Origin of the sequence: Streptomyces sp. NPDC001668, assembly GCF_042893155.1 — a bacterium.
In the GTDB taxonomy this organism is placed as follows: domain Bacteria; phylum Actinomycetota; class Actinomycetes; order Streptomycetales; family Streptomycetaceae; genus Streptomyces.
In genome coordinates, this window is record NZ_JBIAUQ010000010.1 from 278,534 (window position 1) to 293,581 (window position 15,048).

Genomic DNA, 15,048 nt, shown 5'->3' on the forward strand with positions numbered 1-15,048 from the left:
CGCCCGGCAGTGAGTACGGACGAAAACAGCAGTGCTCTGTCCCTTCCACAGGACGATCCCGTCGTTGCGGCGGGTCTGGACATCGCCATGAAATGGGGCGCCGCCCTCGGAGGGCCGGAAAAACTCAAAATCGCGTTCGAAGCCCTGGAGCCCCAGCTGAAGAGGGAGCACCAAATCCGCCTCCGGCAACTGGACATGCAGCGCGAGGCCACCGCACGTGCTGAAGAGAACGCCAGGGCCGCCGCGGAAGACATGGTGAGACTGGAGCGGGAGAAGCGACAGCACGCACTCCGGATGACCGGTTTGTACCTCAGTGCCGTGATCAGTGTCGCCATGCTTGTCGTCGGCGTTTACGTGGCCAAGGACATGTGGTGGCTTTCGCTCTTTCTCTGGGGTCCCAGCCTGGTGGCCATGGGCAAGCTGTATGCGCTGCGCCGTAGTGACCCTGGCGATATGAAGGCTCTGTCTCTGGGAGCCAGGACCGCGACAAGCGCAGCCCAGCAGGCGCAGCCGCCCCCCGTTCCGTGATGACACCGCTACGCCGACTCGTGGTACTCCCGGGTCGGTTCGGCGATGTCAGCTTGCGAGTGCCCGTCTCACCCCTGACGATGTGGTTCATGGCACGTTGCGAAGTGTGTGGGAATGACTACGAGCTGGCGTTCACTGTCGAGACCCGAGACAGGGCACGTCACGTTTTCGACTCGTTCGCTTGTGCGATCCATCGCATGGCGCCCATCTGTGAGCACTGCCGGGTGCAGATCATCGGCCAAGGTGTCGAGGTGGATGGCCACTGGTACTGCGGCGCGCACTGTGCCCGCGCGGAGGGCAAGGTAGGTGTCGTGGACAAGGTCGGTTCCGCCGTGTAGCCAACGGGCGCTTTGAGCAACGCCAGTCGGGCTGCCGTCGAGGGAGCCTGCTACGCCGAGCACCGGCGAACTGGGGAACGGTCGCCGTGACCGTAGCTCGAAGGCAGCCTTGCCCGCACCGCGGAGGAGTTCTACGGACAGCTCGACCCGGAGCAACGGAAGCTGGCCCGGCGGGTGTTCGTGCGGCTGACCGCGCCGGGCGACGGAACGGAGGACACCCGGCGGCCGGCGCGCCTGGAGGGACTGGAGGGGCTCGCCGAGCGGGCCGACGGCACCGACATCGTCGCTGTACTGGATCGTGCCGCCGGAGCACGGCTGCTGACGCTGGACCGCGAACGGGTCGAGCTGACCCATGAGGCGCTGATCCGCTGCTGGCCCCCGGCTGCACGGATGGCTGGCCGAGGACAGGGAAGCCCTGCGGGTGCTGCGCCGGCTCACCGATGCGGCATTGGCGTGGGAGGCGCTGGGACGGGATTCCGGCGCGCTGTACCGAGGCACGCGTCTTTCCACGGCCGGCGCGCTAGAGCGCGCTTCCCTGTCCGCGCGGGAGCGGGAGTTCCTGGACGCGAGCCGGGCCGCCGCGGACAGCGAACAAGCCGCCGCACGCCGCAGTGCGCGCCGCCTGCGCCGGCTCACCGTGTTGCTGACCCTGCTCCTGATCACCGCCTCGGCCACCACCTTCCACGCGATACGTGCCCAGGGCACCGCCACCCGGCAGCGCAACATCGCCGTGTCCCAGAAAGTCGCGGAGCAGGCCACCGCACCGCGCTCCACCAATCCCGCGCTCGCCAACTAGCTCAGCCTCGCCGCCTACCGCCTGGCCCTCACCACCGAGGCCCGGAGCAGTCGGCTCAGCACCTTCGCCACCCCGTACGCGACACGCCTCACGGGGCACACCGACAACGTCAACGCGGTGGCCTACTCCGCCGACAGCCGCACACTCATCACCGGCGGTAACGACGACACGGCCCGTCTGTGGAACGTCACCGACCCCCATCGCGCCCGCCCGATGGCCACCCTGACCGGCCACACCGGCAAGGCCAGCCACGCTGCCTTCAGTGCCGACGGCAGGACCCTGGCCGCCGCGAGCTGGGACGACACCGCGCGGCTGTGGGACACCACCGACCCGGCCGCCCCCAGGCGCTTGCCTCGCTGACCGACGACGAGCCCGTCACGCCGGTGTTCGCGGCGGCGTTCGGCCCCGGTGACCACACCACCCTGGCCACCGCGGGTGCGGACGGCGTCGCCCGACTGTGGGAGACGGACCCGGAGCGCGTCGCCGACCGTGTGTGCCGGCTCCGCCGTCCCGCCATCACCCGCGCCGAGTGGCAGACGTACTTCGGGAACCTTGGCTACCGGCCCCGTGCCCGTAGTAGGCCATCGCGGAGACGGCGGCGCCGGGCGAGTCGTACGGCGCATCATCCGTCCGTACGGTCATCCCTCCGACGCCGGTTCCACATCCCTCAGGAGCTGCCCGAAGGCCGCCTCGTCGACGACCGGGGTGCCGAACTGCCGGGCCTTGACCACCTTGGACGTGCCCGAGTCGGGGTCGTTGGTGACGAGGAGGCTGGTCAGCCGGGAGATGCTGGTGGCGACATGCAGCCCGGCCTCGATCGCCCGGTCCTCCAGGAGGTCGCGCTCGGTCGAGGTGTCCCCGGAGAACGCGATCCGCATGCCCTGCTTGAGCGGCTTGCCGTCCTCGTACCGCCCCGGGTTGGGGTAGGGGCAGGCGGGCCGCTTGCGCGTGGGCCGCCAACTGGTCGGCCGGTAGCCGCCGTAGCCCGCCGACTGCCGGGGCACCGCGCGGTCCGTCCACTCGGTGAGCGGCCGGCACTCGTGCAGCGGCAGCCGCACGCTGCGCGCGGCCGCGGCCCGCAGACTCGGCCGGAACGCCTCCGCGAGCACGCGCGCGTCGTCGAGGGCGTGGTGCGCCCGCTGCTGTACGACTCCGAAGTGGGCCGCCAGCGACTCCAGTTTGTGGTTCGGCAGCGGCAGGCCCAGCTCCTTCGACAGGACGATGGTGCACAGCCGCTGGCTCACCGGCGCCACCCGGCCCGCGCGCGCGTACTCGCGGGCGATCATCTGCCAGTCGAAGACGGCGTTGTGCGCGACGAGCACACGGCCGTCGAGACGGGCCGAGAACTCCTCGGCGATGTCCTGGAAGAGCGGGGCGCCTTCGAGTGCCTCGCTCGTCAACCCGTGGATCCAGACGGGGCCCGGATCGCGCTCCGGATTGACCAGCGTGTACCAGTGGTCCTCGACCTCGCCGCGGGCGTCCAACCGGTAGACGGCCGCGGAGATTATCCGGTCGTCGCGGGCCAGGCCGGTGGTCTCCACGTCGACGACCGCGTATCCCTGCGGATACGCGGCCGGCCACGCTGTGGGGGAGGACGCTGCGGTCGTCTGGTCTTCGAGCATGGTCCCTGAGGATACGGGCCACGACTGACAGTCCCTCACGGAGGCGTCGCTACCCGGCTCGCGGGCACGGGGTGCGATCCTCCGGGGATGACACAAGAGGGTGTGAGCGGGCCGGAGCACGGCGAGGCCCACGGCGGCGGGCTCGGCGCCCGCCTCAACTGGCTGCGCGCCGCCGTCCTCGGCGCGAACGACGGCATCGTCTCCACGGCGGGCCTCGTCGTCGGCGTGGCCGGCGCGACGGCCGACCGCGCGGCGTTGCTGACGGCGGGTCTGGCGGGCCTGCTGGCCGGCTCGATGTCCATGGCGGCCGGGGAGTACGTGTCCGTGTCGACCCAGCGCGACTCCGAGATGGCCGCGCTGGCCGTGGAGAAACGCGAACTCCGCGAACAGCCCGAGGCGGAGCTCGAGGAGTTGACTGAGCTTCTGGAGGAACGGGGCCTGTCCCGCGAGGTGGCCCGCGAGGCGGCGGAACAACTGACGGAACGTGACGCACTGCGGGCCCATGCGCGCGTGGAGCTCGGCATCGACCCGGACGACCTGACGAACCCCTGGCACGCGGCCTGGGCGAGCTTCCTGGCGTTCACGGCGGGAGCGCTGCTGCCCCTCCTTGCCATCGTGCTGCCGCCGTCGGGGTGGCGGGTGCCGGTGACCGTGGTGTCGGTGGTGGCGGCCCTGGTGCTGACGGGGTGGAGCAGCGCACGGCTGGGGGCGGCGGACGCTGGGCGGGCGGTGGTGCGGAACGTGGGGGGCGGAGTGCTGGCGATGGGGGTCACCTACGGGGTGGGGGTGTTGTTGGGGGCGGCCGGGGTCAGTTGACGTGTCCCTTGGCGGAGATCGCCAAGAAGCAAGCGCGTACCGCCGTGAATACTTGTGGGTAACAACGTCTAGCCGTGCCCGACCGGCGGTTCTACCGTGCACGCATGCCGAACCTCCCCGATGTCGTGGTCTGGTCCATACCCGCCTTCGTCCTGCTCACCGTCATCGAGATGATCAGCGTCCGACTCCATCCGGACGCCGAAGGTGCCGCGGCCGGCTACGAGGCGAAGGACACCGCCACCAGCCTCGGCATGGGGCTCGGCAGCCTCTTCTTCGACTTCCTCTGGAAGATCCCGATCGTCGCGATCTACACGGCGGTCCACGAACTCACCCCCCTCCGCGTCCCCGTCCTGTGGTGGACGATCCCCCTGATGCTGCTCGGGCAGGACTTCTTCTACTACTGGTCCCACCGCGGCCACCACGTCGTCCGCATCCTGTGGGCCTGCCACGTCGTCCACCACTCCAGCCGCAAGTTCAACCTCACCACCGCGCTGCGCCAGCCCTGGACGACGCTGACCGTCTGGCCGTTCTACGTCCCCCTCGTCGCCGCCGGCGTCCACCCGGCCGCGCTCGCCTTCTGCTCCTCCGCGAACCTCGTGTACCAGTTCTGGATCCACACCGAACGCATCGACAAGATGCCCCGCTGGTTCGAGTCCGTGTTCAACACCCCGTCCCACCACCGCGTCCACCACGCCTCCCAGGGCGGCTACCTGGACCGCAACTTCGGCGGCATCCTCATCGTCTGGGACCGGCTCTTCGGGTCGTTCGTCGCCGAGACCGAACGGCCCGTCTACGGGTTGACCAAGAACATCAACACGTTCAACCCGGTCAAGGTGGCCACCCATGAGTACGTGGCCATCGTCAAGGACATCAAGGCGGCGCGCAGTTGGCGCGAGCGGGCCGGCCGGGTGTTCGGCGGGCCGGGATGGGAGCCGACGCCGACGCCGACGCCGACGCCGCCGCCGGCCCCGGCCGGGGAACCGGCTCCGGCCGAGGGAAGCGCGGCCGCGTGAGAGGCCGGTCCGAGCGGCGGCCACGCGCGCGTGTCCTCTCGGGGCGGCACGAGCGCGGGCCGGTTCGCGCCGGGGGGCGGGAGCGTGACCCGGGCCGCCGTCCCGACCGTGAGCCATCCACACCCGCCCGTCCCGGGCCGGGCCCTCGTCCGCGTTCCCTCGCCGCTCTGCTGCTCGCCTGCTTCGCCGCCGCCACCCTCACCGACCTCGTCTCCCTGGCCGTCGGCTTCGGCGGCGGCCACCTCGTCGCCAAGCCCCTGCTCATGCCGCTCCTCGCCGCCTGGGCGGCGGTCCGCGGCGCACCCCGCCTCCTCGTCACCGCACTTCTGTGCGGCTGGGGCGGTGACGTCCTGCTGCTGTCGGACACCGACGGGGCCTTCCTCGCGGGCATGGCCTTCTTCGCCGCCGGGCACGTCTGCTACATCGCGCTCTTCGGGCGGCACGGCACCCCACGCGCGCGTGCCCTCCTCCCGGCTCCCGTCTACGCCCTCACCCTCGTGACCACGGTCGCCCTCCTGTGGCCGGACCTGCCGGCGGACCTGCGCATCCCCGTCGCCGCCTACAGCACCCTGCTCGTGGCCATGGCGTACACCGCGGCCGCCCGGTTCGGCCTCGTCACCGGACTCGGCGGCGCGCTCTTCCTGCTCTCGGACACCCTCATCGCGACCGGCGTCGCCGACTGGCCCCGGCTTCCCCGGCCCGACTTCTGGATCATGCTCACCTATGTCGCCGCGCAGTTCCTGCTGGCCAGCGGCACACGACGAGCCCTCGAAGCGCGCCCGGGACCGATGGCGACGTACGGTGAGGTGCGCTCGACCACCCCCTGAGCGCCGCCACGACCTCGCACGAGAAGGACCCTCGCCATGCGCGCCACCACCATCCACGCCCCCTACGACATGCGCGTGGAGGACGTGCCCGAACCCGTGGTGCAGCTGCCCACCGACGCCGTGCTCCGGGTGCTGCGCGCCTGCATCTGCGGCAGCGACCTGTGGGCCTACCGCGGCGAGTCGGCGCGGCGGCCGGGGCAGCGGATCGGCCACGAGTTCCTGGGCGTCGTGGAGGAGACCGGCTCCGAGGTCGCCACCCTCAAGCGCGGTGACCTCGTCGTCGCCCCCTTCATGTGGTCCGACGGCGTCTGCGACTACTGCCGCGAGGGCCTGACCACCTCCTGCGAGCACGGCGGCTTCTGGGGCTCCGTCGGCTACGACGGCGGCCAGGGTGAGGCCGTGCGCGTCCCCTTCGCCGACGGCACCCTCGTACGGCTGCCCAAGGAGGCGGCCTCCGACGACCACTTGTTGTCCTCGCTGCTGACCCTCTCCGACGTCCTCGGCACCGGCCACCACGCGGCCCTCGGCGCCGGAGCCCGCCCGGGCGCCACGGTCGCCGTCGTCGGCGACGGAGCCGTCGGCCTGTGCGCGGTGCTGGCCGCCAAGCGGCTCGGCGCCGAGCGGATCATCGCCCTGGGCCGCCACCGGAGCCGCACCGACATCGCCCGTGGCTTCGGCGCCACCGACGTCGTCGCCGAGCGCGGGGAAGCGGCCGTCGACGCCGTCCGCGAACTCACCCGCGGCCAGGGCGCGCACGCCGTCGTCGAGGCCGTCGGCACCGAACAGTCCATGCGTACGGCCGTCGCCATCACCCGTGACGGCGGCGCCATCGGCTTCGTCGGTGTGCCCCACGGCAGCGGCACGGGCGTCGACCTCGGCGTCCTGTTCGACCGGAACATCGCCCTGCGAGGCGGGGTCGCGCCGGTCCGCGCCTACATCCCCGAGCTGCTCCCCGACGTCCTGGACGGCACCGTGGACGCCTCACCCGTCTTCGACATGACCGTCGGCCTGGAGGGCGTCCCTGACGGCTACAAGGCGATGGACGAGCGCACCGCGCTCAAGGTCCTCGTCACCAACTGACGCTCACCGGGCGGCTCTCACCAGCGGATCGGCAGCGGCAGCGCGGTCAGCAGCCCCGACACCGCGACGACCAGCCCCAGCGCGACGACCTCCACGCGCGCGGGGACGCAGGCGGCCAGCGGGTCGGGGGCGCGGCGCAGCCGGATCCGCGCCGACAGGGCGAGCGCGGCGACGACCGCCACGAGAAGCACCTTGGCGAGCAGAGTGCGCCCGTAGGCCGTGTCCGTCAGCTGCTCCAGGACCGTGCCGGGCGCCATCCGGCGCAGTGAACTCCACACGCCGGTCGCGGTGATGGCGGCGAACAGAACGGCCGCCACGCGCGCGTAGAGACCGAGCAGCGCCGCGCCGGGCTCTCCCCGGCCCCAGTGGCGCAGGGTCCGCAGCACACACAGGAGTCCGCCCGCCCACAGCGCCGCGCACGTGAGGTGAACCAGCGTCAGCCCGGAGCCGACCAGCGGAGTGTGTTCGGTCGTGGGGTGCGCGCGCAGGGCCTCCGCCACCACCACGGCGGCAAGGGGCCACACCTGGACGGCGGGGCGGCCCGAACGGGCGCACAGCGCGGCCACCAGGAACGCGTTGAGCTCCAGCAGGGCAACCGTGCCGTCCCGCGACGCGTACAAGCCGCCGACATCGATCTCGGAGAGGCTGTGCGGCACCAGGTTGCCGGTCGCCACGACCGACGCCAGCCCCAGCGCGGCGACGAAACCGGCGGCGGCCGCCCAGACAGCCCAGGAGCGCGGAACATCGGGCGGGGCGCCGGGCACGGCGCGGACCAGCCGGCCCACGAACAGTTCGCCCAGCGGCACACACAGCGCCGCGAACAGCACGGTGCGCAGCAGCGCCACCCCGCCGGCGCCGGGCGCGGCGGCCTCCCCGGTGCCGTGCAGCGCGGCGGACGGACCGAACAGGGGTATCGCCACGGCCAGGATCACCAGGACGAGCACGGCGACCGCCCGGACGGTGCCGGGCCGCCGCGCGGGGCCGCGCCCGGCGGCCGCCTCGGAGGTGGGTCTTGTCAAGGTCACCCCCCGATCTTGACCACAACGGACAGAACCGGGCAACTGCAGAGAAACAAGTGGTGGTAGGGCATTCCACCCATGAGGACGTCCCCGGTGCCACCGCCGGTTCAGGCCGCCTCAGCCCCAGCGCGCCGCGTCCGTGCCCCACCGCACGGGCGGGCGGTTCCAGTCCGCCGGGCCACCCTCGAAGGAGACCGGCGACAGCGCGTACCGCAGCCGCCCGAGCGCACTGTCCGTCTCCGACAACCAGGGCCCGGGACCGTCGTAGGAGCCGCTCCCGGTGTCTTCCGCGGACAGGTCGCCCGGGCCGTCCGCACCCTCCGTCAGCCACCGGGCTGTACGCGCCAGCGCCAATCGGACGAACCGGCTCCCGCCCTCGGACGACTGCTCGGTCAGTGCCCGCAGGACGGCCGCCGCCAGCAGATAGCCCGTCCCGTGGTCGAGGGCCTGCGCGGGCAACGCGCCCGGCCGCTCCGGCGAACCCTCCAGCACCGCGATCCCGGTGGCCGCCTGTACGAGGCTGTCGAAGCCCCGCCGTTCCCGCCAGGGACCGTACGCGCCCCAAGCCGACAGCTGCGCGACGACCACCCCGGGCCGCCGCTCCGCCAGCGCCTCGGCGGACAGTCCGAACCGGTCCAGGGCGCCGGGACGGTACCCGGTGACGACCACGTCCGCCGCCGCGAGCAACTCCTCGAAGGTCTGCCGGTCGGCGGCCAGGTCGAGGGTCGCCGACCGCTTCCCGAAGCCCGTGTCGGCGTGCTGGTCCGGCAGTTCGGGCAGCCGGGGCGCGTCCAGGCGCAGGACGTCCGCGCCGAGCAGGGCGAGCGTGCGGGTGGCGACCGGACCCGCGAGCACCCGGGTCAGGTCCAGGACGCGCAGTCCGGCGGCCGGCAGCAGGGGAGAGGTGCCGACCGGAGTGAAGGTACGCGCGCGTGCCGTGTCCAGTCGCCCTCGTTCGACCAGTGGCCGTCTCGCCACCTCGGCCGCCTGCGGGTGTGCGGCCCACTCCTCGGGGGAGCGCAGGGCGACGGCGAGACCCCCGGCCGCGTACACGGCTTCCTCGACGTCCAGGGCGGACCGCTCGGCGAGCGCCGCCTCGACGGCCGCCGCGTCCTCCGGCACCCTCAGCGCGTCGAGCAGCCGCGCCCGGTGGTGCGGGTAGTTCGCGTGCGTCCGCACCCACCCGTCCGCCGTTCGCCAGAACCGGGACAGCGGGGCGAAGTTGACGGGCGCGCGACCGTCGATCAACAGATGGCGCTCGCTCAGGAACGCCGTGGCCACCGCCCCGTCGTCCACCCGGACGGCCGGCACCTCGGTGAGCCCGGCCCGCCGCGCACCCAGTTCGGCGGCGGCCAGCGCGCACTCACCCACACAGGCGCGCGCCAGCCTCTGCACGGGAAGGCGCCCCTGAAAGGCGCCCTCCCGCACCATGAACTTGATTCCAGTCATGACTGCACTATGCAGTATTGACGGAATCAACATATGGATCGACCTTGATCGATCCTTCCCGCTACTTCGTCACGGCGTCCAGAGCGTCCACCGTGCCCCAGCCGTAGAAACCGTTGCGGTTCTTGGACCCCTCGCACACCGCGTCGACCTTGCCGTCACCGTTGATGTCGTACGGGTCCGTGCACGGCGTGGCGTCGGCCTCCGCGTACAGCAGCGCCTTCACCAGGGCCGGCGGGGCGTACGGGTGCGTCGACTTGATCAGGGCGGCCACGGCGGCGACGTGCGGCGACGCCATCGACGTACCGGCCATGTAGCCCCACTTGCCGCCGGGCAGCGTGCCCAGGATCAGACCGCTGGTCGCGGGCGGCGCGGGCGTCTGGTAGGCCGTCGAGTCACCGCCGGGCGCGGCGACGTCGATGACGCCCAGGCCGTAGTTGGAGAAGGACGACTTGATGCCCTTGGCGCCGGTCGCCGCCACCGTCACGACACCCGGCAGCTGGGTCGGTATGTCGAAGCACTCCGACGGGTCGATCACCCGGTCCGAAGGCGTGCCGTCGTTCGGCGAGACCGGGTCGGTGATCTCGTCGGCCGCGAGGTCGTAGTTCTCGTTGCCGGCCGCGGCCACGTTGACCACGCCCCGCTTCTCCGCGTACCGCGAGGCCCGGGTGACCGCGTCCACGAGGGCCTTCTGGTCCGGGTCGTCGGTGCAGTTGAAGTACCACGGGTCGGTGTAATAGCTGTTGTTGGTGACGTCGACGCCGTGCGTGGCCGCCCACATGAAGCCGCAGACCACGGCCTCCGTGTAGAAGTAGCCTGCGGTGGTCGCCACCTTGATGCCCGCCACCTTCACCCCGGGCGCGACACCCGTCATGCCGACGCCGTTCTTGGCGGCCGCGATCTCACCGGCCACGTGCGTGCCGTGCGGGCTCTCCTGGGCGCTCGGCCGCCAGGCCCCGTCGGTGGTGTCCGGCTTGCCCGTCACGCAGTTGACCGAGGCGGCCCGGTCGAAGTTCGGCGCGAGGTCCGGGTGGGTGTCGTCCACACCGGTGTCGATCACGGCGACGGTCACCTTGCTGCTGCCCAGCGACTTCTCGTGCGCCTTGTCCGCCTTGATGGCGGGCAGGTCCCACTGCAAGGACTCCAGCGGGTCCTGACCGGCGTCGGCGGCGGCCCGCGCGGCGGCCAGCTGCGCCGAGTCGAGCGCCTTCGGCGTCCCCTCGTCTGTCGTCGACTGCGCGGGCAGCGGCGCGTTGCGCGTGTTGCCCGCCGACTCGACCCCGCGGACCCCGCGGACCGTCTTGGCGAAGTCCGGGTTCGACGAGTGGACGACGATCACGCCGATCTGGTCGTACGACGTCACGATCGTGCCGCCGGCCTGGGCGATGGCCTTCTTCACCTGGGCGGAAGGGCCGTGTCCGGGGCGGACGTTGACGACGTAGCTGAGCGCCGTCCCGTCCGTGGCGGTGGAGGCGAGGACGTCGCTGACGGCACCGGGGGCACCGGCGGTGGTGCCGGACAGGCCGGACGCGGACGCCGTGGCGCCCGGCAGGAACGCCATGGCCGTCGCGACGGCCATACCGAACGGGATCGCGAGCGTGCGCCGGTAGCGCGGATGGGGCCCTGTCATGATGGGTGTCTCTCCAGTTCGTTCTCGGTACAAGCGGTACAAGCGGTCCGTGCGGGAGGTGCGGGAGGTCCCGGCGGGGCGAAGTCGCGGGACGGGCGGGTCACTTGACCGCGCGCAGCGCGTCGACGATCCCGAAGCCGTAGAACCCGTTGACCCGGGGACCGCCCTCGCACACCGCGTCCTGCGTGCCGTCGCCGTCCTGGTCGTAGGAGGCCGGGCAGCTCGTCGCGTCCGCCTGTGCCTTGAGCAGCGCCTGCAACTGGGCCGGGCTCGCCTTGGGGTGCGTCGACTTCAGCAGCGCGGCGACGCCCGCGGCGTGCGGCGAGGCCATCGAGGTGCCCTGGAGGAAGCCGTACGCGCCGTTCGGCAGGGTGGACAGGATGCGGCCGTTCTTCGACGGTGTGTCCGGGATCTGGTAGAGCCGGTCGCCACCGGGCGCGGCGACGTCGATGACGCCCTTGCCGTACGAGGAGTAGTACGACTTGAGGTTCTTGACGCCCGTCGCGCTCACCGTGACGACACCCGGCAGCTGCGTCGGCACGTCGAAGCACTCGTGCGGGTCGATCGTGCGCTCCACCGCGGTGGAGTCGTCGGGGCTCGAGTCGTCGACGATCGCGTGGGAGTCCAGGTCGTCGTTGGAGTTGCCCGCCGACGCCAGGCTGAGCGTGCCCTTCTTCTGCGCGTACAGCTGCGCCCTGTTGACCGAATCAACAATGGCCTGCTGATCGGGGTCGTCCATGCAGTTGTACAGCCATGGATCAACGTAGTAGCTGTTGTTCGTGATCTCGACGCCGTGGTCGGCGGCGAACACGAACGCGCACACGACGCTCTCCGGGTAGAAGAGGCCGTTGCTGCGGTCGGTCACGTTGATGGCCGAGACCTTCACACCGGGGGCGACCCCGGCCACGCCGATGCCGTTGCGGGCCGCGGCTATCTCACCGGCCACATGTGTGCCGTGGTAGTCGTCCGCGGTGTACGGCCGCCAGGCACCCGCGCTGGTGTCCGGGACGCCGCCGTCGCAGTTGGCCGACTGGGAGGCCGAGAAGTTCGGCGCGATGTCGGGGTGGGTGTCGTCGACGCCGGTGTCGATCACGGCGACGGTCACCTTGCGGCTGCCCGGGTTGATCCTGGCCGCCTTGTCGGCGCCTATCGCGCGCAGGTCCCACTGGTCGGCCTCGAGGGGCTCGCTGTCGGGCGCGGCGGCCGAGGCCTTGGCGACCTTCGCGGCCTGGGCGGCCGACAGCGTCTGGACCGCGCCCTCGTCCGTCGTGCCGGCCGGGGTCAGCGCCGAGGTACGGGTGGCTCCTGCCGACTGCACCCCGCGCACCGTGCGGATCTTCTGGGCGAAGTCCGGCGCGGAGGAGTGGACGACGATCACGCCGATCTTCTCGTACGCGATCACGACGGTGCCGCCGGCCGCCGGTATCGCCTTCTTCACCGCCGCGATCGTGCGGTGGTCCACCTTGGTGTTGACGACGTACGACAGGTTCGTCGCGTCCGCGGCCTGGGCCGTGGCCCGCGCGGAGGGCGCCGCCGAGGCGGCCGAGGGCAGGAAGCCGAGCGAGGCCGTGAGGGACAGCACGACGGGCACGGCGAGCGCGAGGCTGCCCCGGGAACGTCTCGAACGTCTGGAACGCGGCTGGGACATGGGGTCTCCACATCATCCGGAAACGAAACCGGCCCGAGACGCAGGTGTCGCCCGGGCAGGTACATGACGGGTGGTGCAGGCCGAAGTTATCTCCCGAAGTCGCTGGCCAGCAATGACTTCCCCAAGGTGAGTTCGGAAAGAAGCAAAGCGAGTTGAACCGGTCCCAGCGCGGCGCCGTGACCTTGAACAGGGAACGCGAGGACACTCGCCCCCGATCCCGTCACCACCGCACCCGCAACGCGAGGAGAGTCCGTGTCCACCGACGCACCGCCACCCTCGAAAGAGACGCACAAACTCCCCACCACCGAGGAGTTCACCGAGGTGCAGGAGAGCGCGGAGTTCGGTGAACTGCGCCGCTCCTACCGCTCCTTCGCCTTTCCGCTGACCGTCGGCTTCATCGCCTGGTACCTGCTGTACGTCCTGCTGTCCAACTACGCGGGCGACTTCATGGGCACCAAGCTCTTCGGCAACATCAACGTGGCCCTGGCCCTGGGCCTCGCGCAGTTCCTGACCACGTTCCTCATCGCCTGGTGGTACTCGCGCGTGGCCGCCGCCAAGTTCGACCCCAAGGCCGACGCGATCAAGTCCCGGATGGAGGGCGGCGCATGAGCCCCGCGATCACCCTGGCGGCCGGCGAGGCCAGCGAGCACCGGCCGCTGATCATCAGCCTGTTCGCGGTCTTCGTCGTCGCGACCCTCGTCATCACGGTCTGGGCCGGACGCCAGACCAAGGACGCCTCCGACTTCTACGCGGGCGGACGGCAGTTCACCGGTTTCCAGAACGGTCTCGCCGTCTCCGGCGACTACATGTCCGCCGCGTCCTTCCTCGGCATCGCGGGCGCCATCGCCCTCTTCGGCTACGACGGCTTCCTCTACTCCGTGGGCTTCCTGGTCGCCTGGCTCGTCGCCCTGCTCCTGGTCGCCGAACCGCTGCGCAACTCCGGCCGCTACACCATGGGTGACGTCCTGGCGTACCGCATGCGCCAGCGGCCCGTCCGCACCGCGGCCGGCACCTCCACCATCGTCGTCTCGATCTTCTACCTGCTGGCCCAGATGGCGGGCGCGGGCGTCCTGGTCTCGCTGCTGCTCGGCATCACCAGCGACGCCGGCAAGATCGGCGTCGTCGCCCTGGTCGGCGTCCTGATGATCGTGTACGTCACCATCGGCGGCATGAAGGGCACCACCTGGGTCCAGATGGTCAAGGCCGTCCTGCTGATCGCGGGCGCCCTGCTGCTGACCTTCCTGGTGCTGCTGAAGTTCGACTTCAACGTCTCCGACCTGCTCGGCTCCGCCGCCGACAACAGCGGCAAGGGTGCGGCCTTCCTGGAGCCGGGCCTGAAGTACGGCGCCACGGGCACCACCAAGCTGGACTTCATCTCGCTCGGCATCGCCCTGGTCCTCGGCACCGCGGGACTGCCGCACATCCTGATCCGCTTCTACACCGTGCCCACCGCCAAGGCCGCCCGTAAGTCGGTCATCTGGGCCATCGGCCTCATCGGCGCCTTCTACCTGATGACCCTCGCCCTCGGCTTCGGCGCCGCGGCCCTCATCAAGCCGGACGAGATCATCGCCTCCAACAAGGCGGGCAACACGGCCGCGCCCCTGCTGGCACTGCATCTGGGCGGCGTCGACTCCAACTGGGGCGCGATCCTGCTGGCCACCATCTCGGCGGTCGCCTTCGCCACCATCCTCGCGGTCGTCGCCGGCCTCACCCTGGCCTCGTCCTCGTCGTTCGCGCACGACATCTACGCGAACGTCATCAAGCGCGGACAGGCCACCGAGAAGCAGGAGATGAGCGCGGCCCGCTGGGCCACCGTCGGCATCGGCGCCGTCTCCATCCTGCTGGGCGCCCTCGCCCGCGACCTCAACGTCGCGGGTCTCGTCGCCCTCGCCTTCGCGGTCGCCGCCTCGGCGAACCTCCCGACGATCATCTACAGCCTCTTCTGGAAGCGGTTCACCACCTCCGGGGCCCTGTGGTCGATCTACGGCGGCCTGGTCACGGCGGTCGGCCTGGTGCTGTTCTCACCGGTCGTCTCCGGCAAGCCCACCTCGATGTTCCCGGACGCCGACTTCCACTGGTTCCCGCTGGAGAACCCGGGCATCATCTCGATCCCGGTCGGCTTCCTGCTCGGCGTCATCGGCACCTACCTCTCCAAGGAGGAGCCGGACAAGGGCAAGTACGCGGAGCTGGAGGTCCGGTCGCTGACCGGTACCGGCGCCCACTGACCCGCCCCCTGAGCGGCCGTGTCGTAGGTCTCTACGACACGGCCGCTTCGTACGTCGTGG

General features: G+C 71.3%; 15 protein-coding genes and 1 pseudogene. 11 read left to right on the forward strand and 5 right to left on the reverse strand.

The annotated features are described in order from the left end of the window. Positions 1–9: 9 nt before the first annotated feature. The 5 genes and pseudogenes from ACFYZ8_RS28840 (at position 10) to ACFYZ8_RS28860 (ending at position 2,022) form a co-directional block, all read left to right on the forward strand. Complete coding sequence (locus tag ACFYZ8_RS28840) at positions 10–528, forward strand: hypothetical protein (RefSeq protein ID WP_359038539.1); 519 nt, start codon at positions 10–12, stop codon at positions 526–528. 89 nt (positions 529–617) lie between these two features. Then, entirely contained in the window at positions 618–866 is a 249-nt protein-coding gene (locus ACFYZ8_RS28845; protein ID WP_388538035.1) for a hypothetical protein, read from the forward strand. Positions 867–977: 111 nt separating this feature from the next. Further along, positions 978–1,241: pseudogene (locus ACFYZ8_RS28850) on the forward strand (hypothetical protein); the annotation flags it as partial. Between the two features lie 73 nt (positions 1,242–1,314). Beyond that, positions 1,315–1,662: a hypothetical protein gene (locus ACFYZ8_RS28855; RefSeq protein ID WP_389050142.1), complete on the forward strand. Its 348-nt coding sequence runs from the start codon at positions 1,315–1,317 to the stop codon at positions 1,660–1,662. A 117-nt stretch (positions 1,663–1,779) separates the two neighbouring features. Beyond that, the gene (locus ACFYZ8_RS28860) at positions 1,780–2,022 is read left to right on the forward strand and encodes a WD40 repeat domain-containing protein (protein ID WP_388538039.1); all 243 of its coding nucleotides are present in this window, start codon (positions 1,780–1,782) and stop codon (positions 2,020–2,022) included. Positions 2,023–2,300: 278 nt separating this feature from the next. Here the strand turns inward: ACFYZ8_RS28860 and ACFYZ8_RS28865 are convergent, their stop codons facing one another. After that, entirely contained in the window at positions 2,301–3,284 is a 984-nt protein-coding gene (locus ACFYZ8_RS28865) for a DEDDh family exonuclease (protein ID WP_388538041.1), read from the reverse strand. Between the two features lie 87 nt (positions 3,285–3,371). On the opposite strand from ACFYZ8_RS28865, the gene ACFYZ8_RS28870 reads away from it, so the two are divergent. The 4 genes from ACFYZ8_RS28870 to ACFYZ8_RS28885 all read left to right on the forward strand — a co-directional run bounded on the left by ACFYZ8_RS28870 (position 3,372) and on the right by ACFYZ8_RS28885 (position 7,020). Then, entirely contained in the window at positions 3,372–4,100 is a 729-nt protein-coding gene (locus ACFYZ8_RS28870; protein ID WP_388538043.1) for a VIT family protein, read from the forward strand. Between the two features lie 104 nt (positions 4,101–4,204). Next, the gene (locus ACFYZ8_RS28875) at positions 4,205–5,113 is read left to right on the forward strand and encodes a sterol desaturase family protein (RefSeq protein ID WP_388538044.1); all 909 of its coding nucleotides are present in this window, start codon (positions 4,205–4,207) and stop codon (positions 5,111–5,113) included. Between the two features lie 167 nt (positions 5,114–5,280). Then, entirely contained in the window at positions 5,281–5,940 is a 660-nt protein-coding gene (locus ACFYZ8_RS28880; RefSeq protein WP_388538094.1) for a lysoplasmalogenase, read from the forward strand. 36 nt (positions 5,941–5,976) lie between these two features. Then, complete coding sequence (locus ACFYZ8_RS28885) at positions 5,977–7,020, forward strand: zinc-dependent alcohol dehydrogenase family protein (RefSeq protein ID WP_388538045.1); 1,044 nt, start codon at positions 5,977–5,979, stop codon at positions 7,018–7,020. Positions 7,021–7,037: 17 nt separating this feature from the next. On the opposite strand, the gene ACFYZ8_RS28890 is transcribed toward ACFYZ8_RS28885, so the two are convergent. From ACFYZ8_RS28890 to ACFYZ8_RS28905, 4 genes are all read right to left on the reverse strand, one after another. After that, positions 7,038–8,045, reverse strand: coding sequence for a CopD family protein (locus tag ACFYZ8_RS28890; protein WP_388538046.1), 1,008 nt, complete (start codon positions 8,043–8,045; stop codon positions 7,038–7,040). Between the two features lie 111 nt (positions 8,046–8,156). Beyond that, positions 8,157–9,488, reverse strand: a complete 1,332-nt coding sequence (locus tag ACFYZ8_RS28895) for a CoA transferase (protein ID WP_388538047.1) — start codon at positions 9,486–9,488, stop codon at positions 8,157–8,159. 61 nt (positions 9,489–9,549) lie between these two features. Beyond that, on the reverse strand, positions 9,550–11,115 hold the full coding sequence (locus ACFYZ8_RS28900; protein ID WP_388538049.1) for a S8 family serine peptidase: 1,566 nt from the start codon (positions 11,113–11,115) through the stop codon (positions 9,550–9,552). A 100-nt stretch (positions 11,116–11,215) separates the two neighbouring features. Beyond that, positions 11,216–12,763 (reverse strand): S8 family serine peptidase, encoded by a 1,548-nt coding sequence (locus ACFYZ8_RS28905; protein WP_388538051.1) that lies wholly within the window; start codon positions 12,761–12,763, stop codon positions 11,216–11,218. 252 nt (positions 12,764–13,015) lie between these two features. Between ACFYZ8_RS28905 and ACFYZ8_RS28910 the strand changes: the two genes are divergently transcribed. Both ACFYZ8_RS28910 and ACFYZ8_RS28915 read left to right on the forward strand, forming a co-directional pair. After that, a complete protein-coding gene (locus tag ACFYZ8_RS28910) occupies positions 13,016–13,372 on the forward strand; it encodes a DUF485 domain-containing protein (protein ID WP_359038561.1) in 357 nt (118 codons plus the stop codon). Next, positions 13,369–14,988, forward strand: coding sequence for a cation acetate symporter (locus tag ACFYZ8_RS28915; protein WP_388538053.1), 1,620 nt, complete (start codon positions 13,369–13,371; stop codon positions 14,986–14,988). The genes ACFYZ8_RS28910 and ACFYZ8_RS28915 overlap by 4 nt, the downstream gene beginning before the upstream one ends. Positions 14,989–15,048 lie beyond the last annotated feature (60 nt).

What these genes read in the sequence shown, in the direction of transcription:
- ACFYZ8_RS28885 (WP_388538045.1), top strand. Translation starts at nt 5,977, where the DNA reads ATGCGCGCCACCACCATCCACGCCCCCTACGACATGCGCGTGGAGGAC.
- ACFYZ8_RS28845 (WP_388538035.1), top strand. Translation starts at nt 618, where the DNA reads ATGGCACGTTGCGAAGTGTGTGGGAATGACTACGAGCTGGCGTTCACT.
- ACFYZ8_RS28895 (WP_388538047.1), bottom strand. Translation starts at nt 9,488, where the DNA reads ATGACTGGAATCAAGTTCATGGTGCGGGAGGGCGCCTTTCAGGGGCGC.
- ACFYZ8_RS28875 (WP_388538044.1), top strand. Translation starts at nt 4,205, where the DNA reads ATGCCGAACCTCCCCGATGTCGTGGTCTGGTCCATACCCGCCTTCGTC.
- ACFYZ8_RS28865 (WP_388538041.1), bottom strand. Translation starts at nt 3,284, where the DNA reads ATGCTCGAAGACCAGACGACCGCAGCGTCCTCCCCCACAGCGTGGCCG.
- ACFYZ8_RS28900 (WP_388538049.1), bottom strand. Translation starts at nt 11,115, where the DNA reads ATGACAGGGCCCCATCCGCGCTACCGGCGCACGCTCGCGATCCCGTTC.
- ACFYZ8_RS28915 (WP_388538053.1), top strand. Translation starts at nt 13,369, where the DNA reads ATGAGCCCCGCGATCACCCTGGCGGCCGGCGAGGCCAGCGAGCACCGG.
- ACFYZ8_RS28905 (WP_388538051.1), bottom strand. Translation starts at nt 12,763, where the DNA reads ATGTCCCAGCCGCGTTCCAGACGTTCGAGACGTTCCCGGGGCAGCCTC.
- ACFYZ8_RS28870 (WP_388538043.1), top strand. Translation starts at nt 3,372, where the DNA reads ATGACACAAGAGGGTGTGAGCGGGCCGGAGCACGGCGAGGCCCACGGC.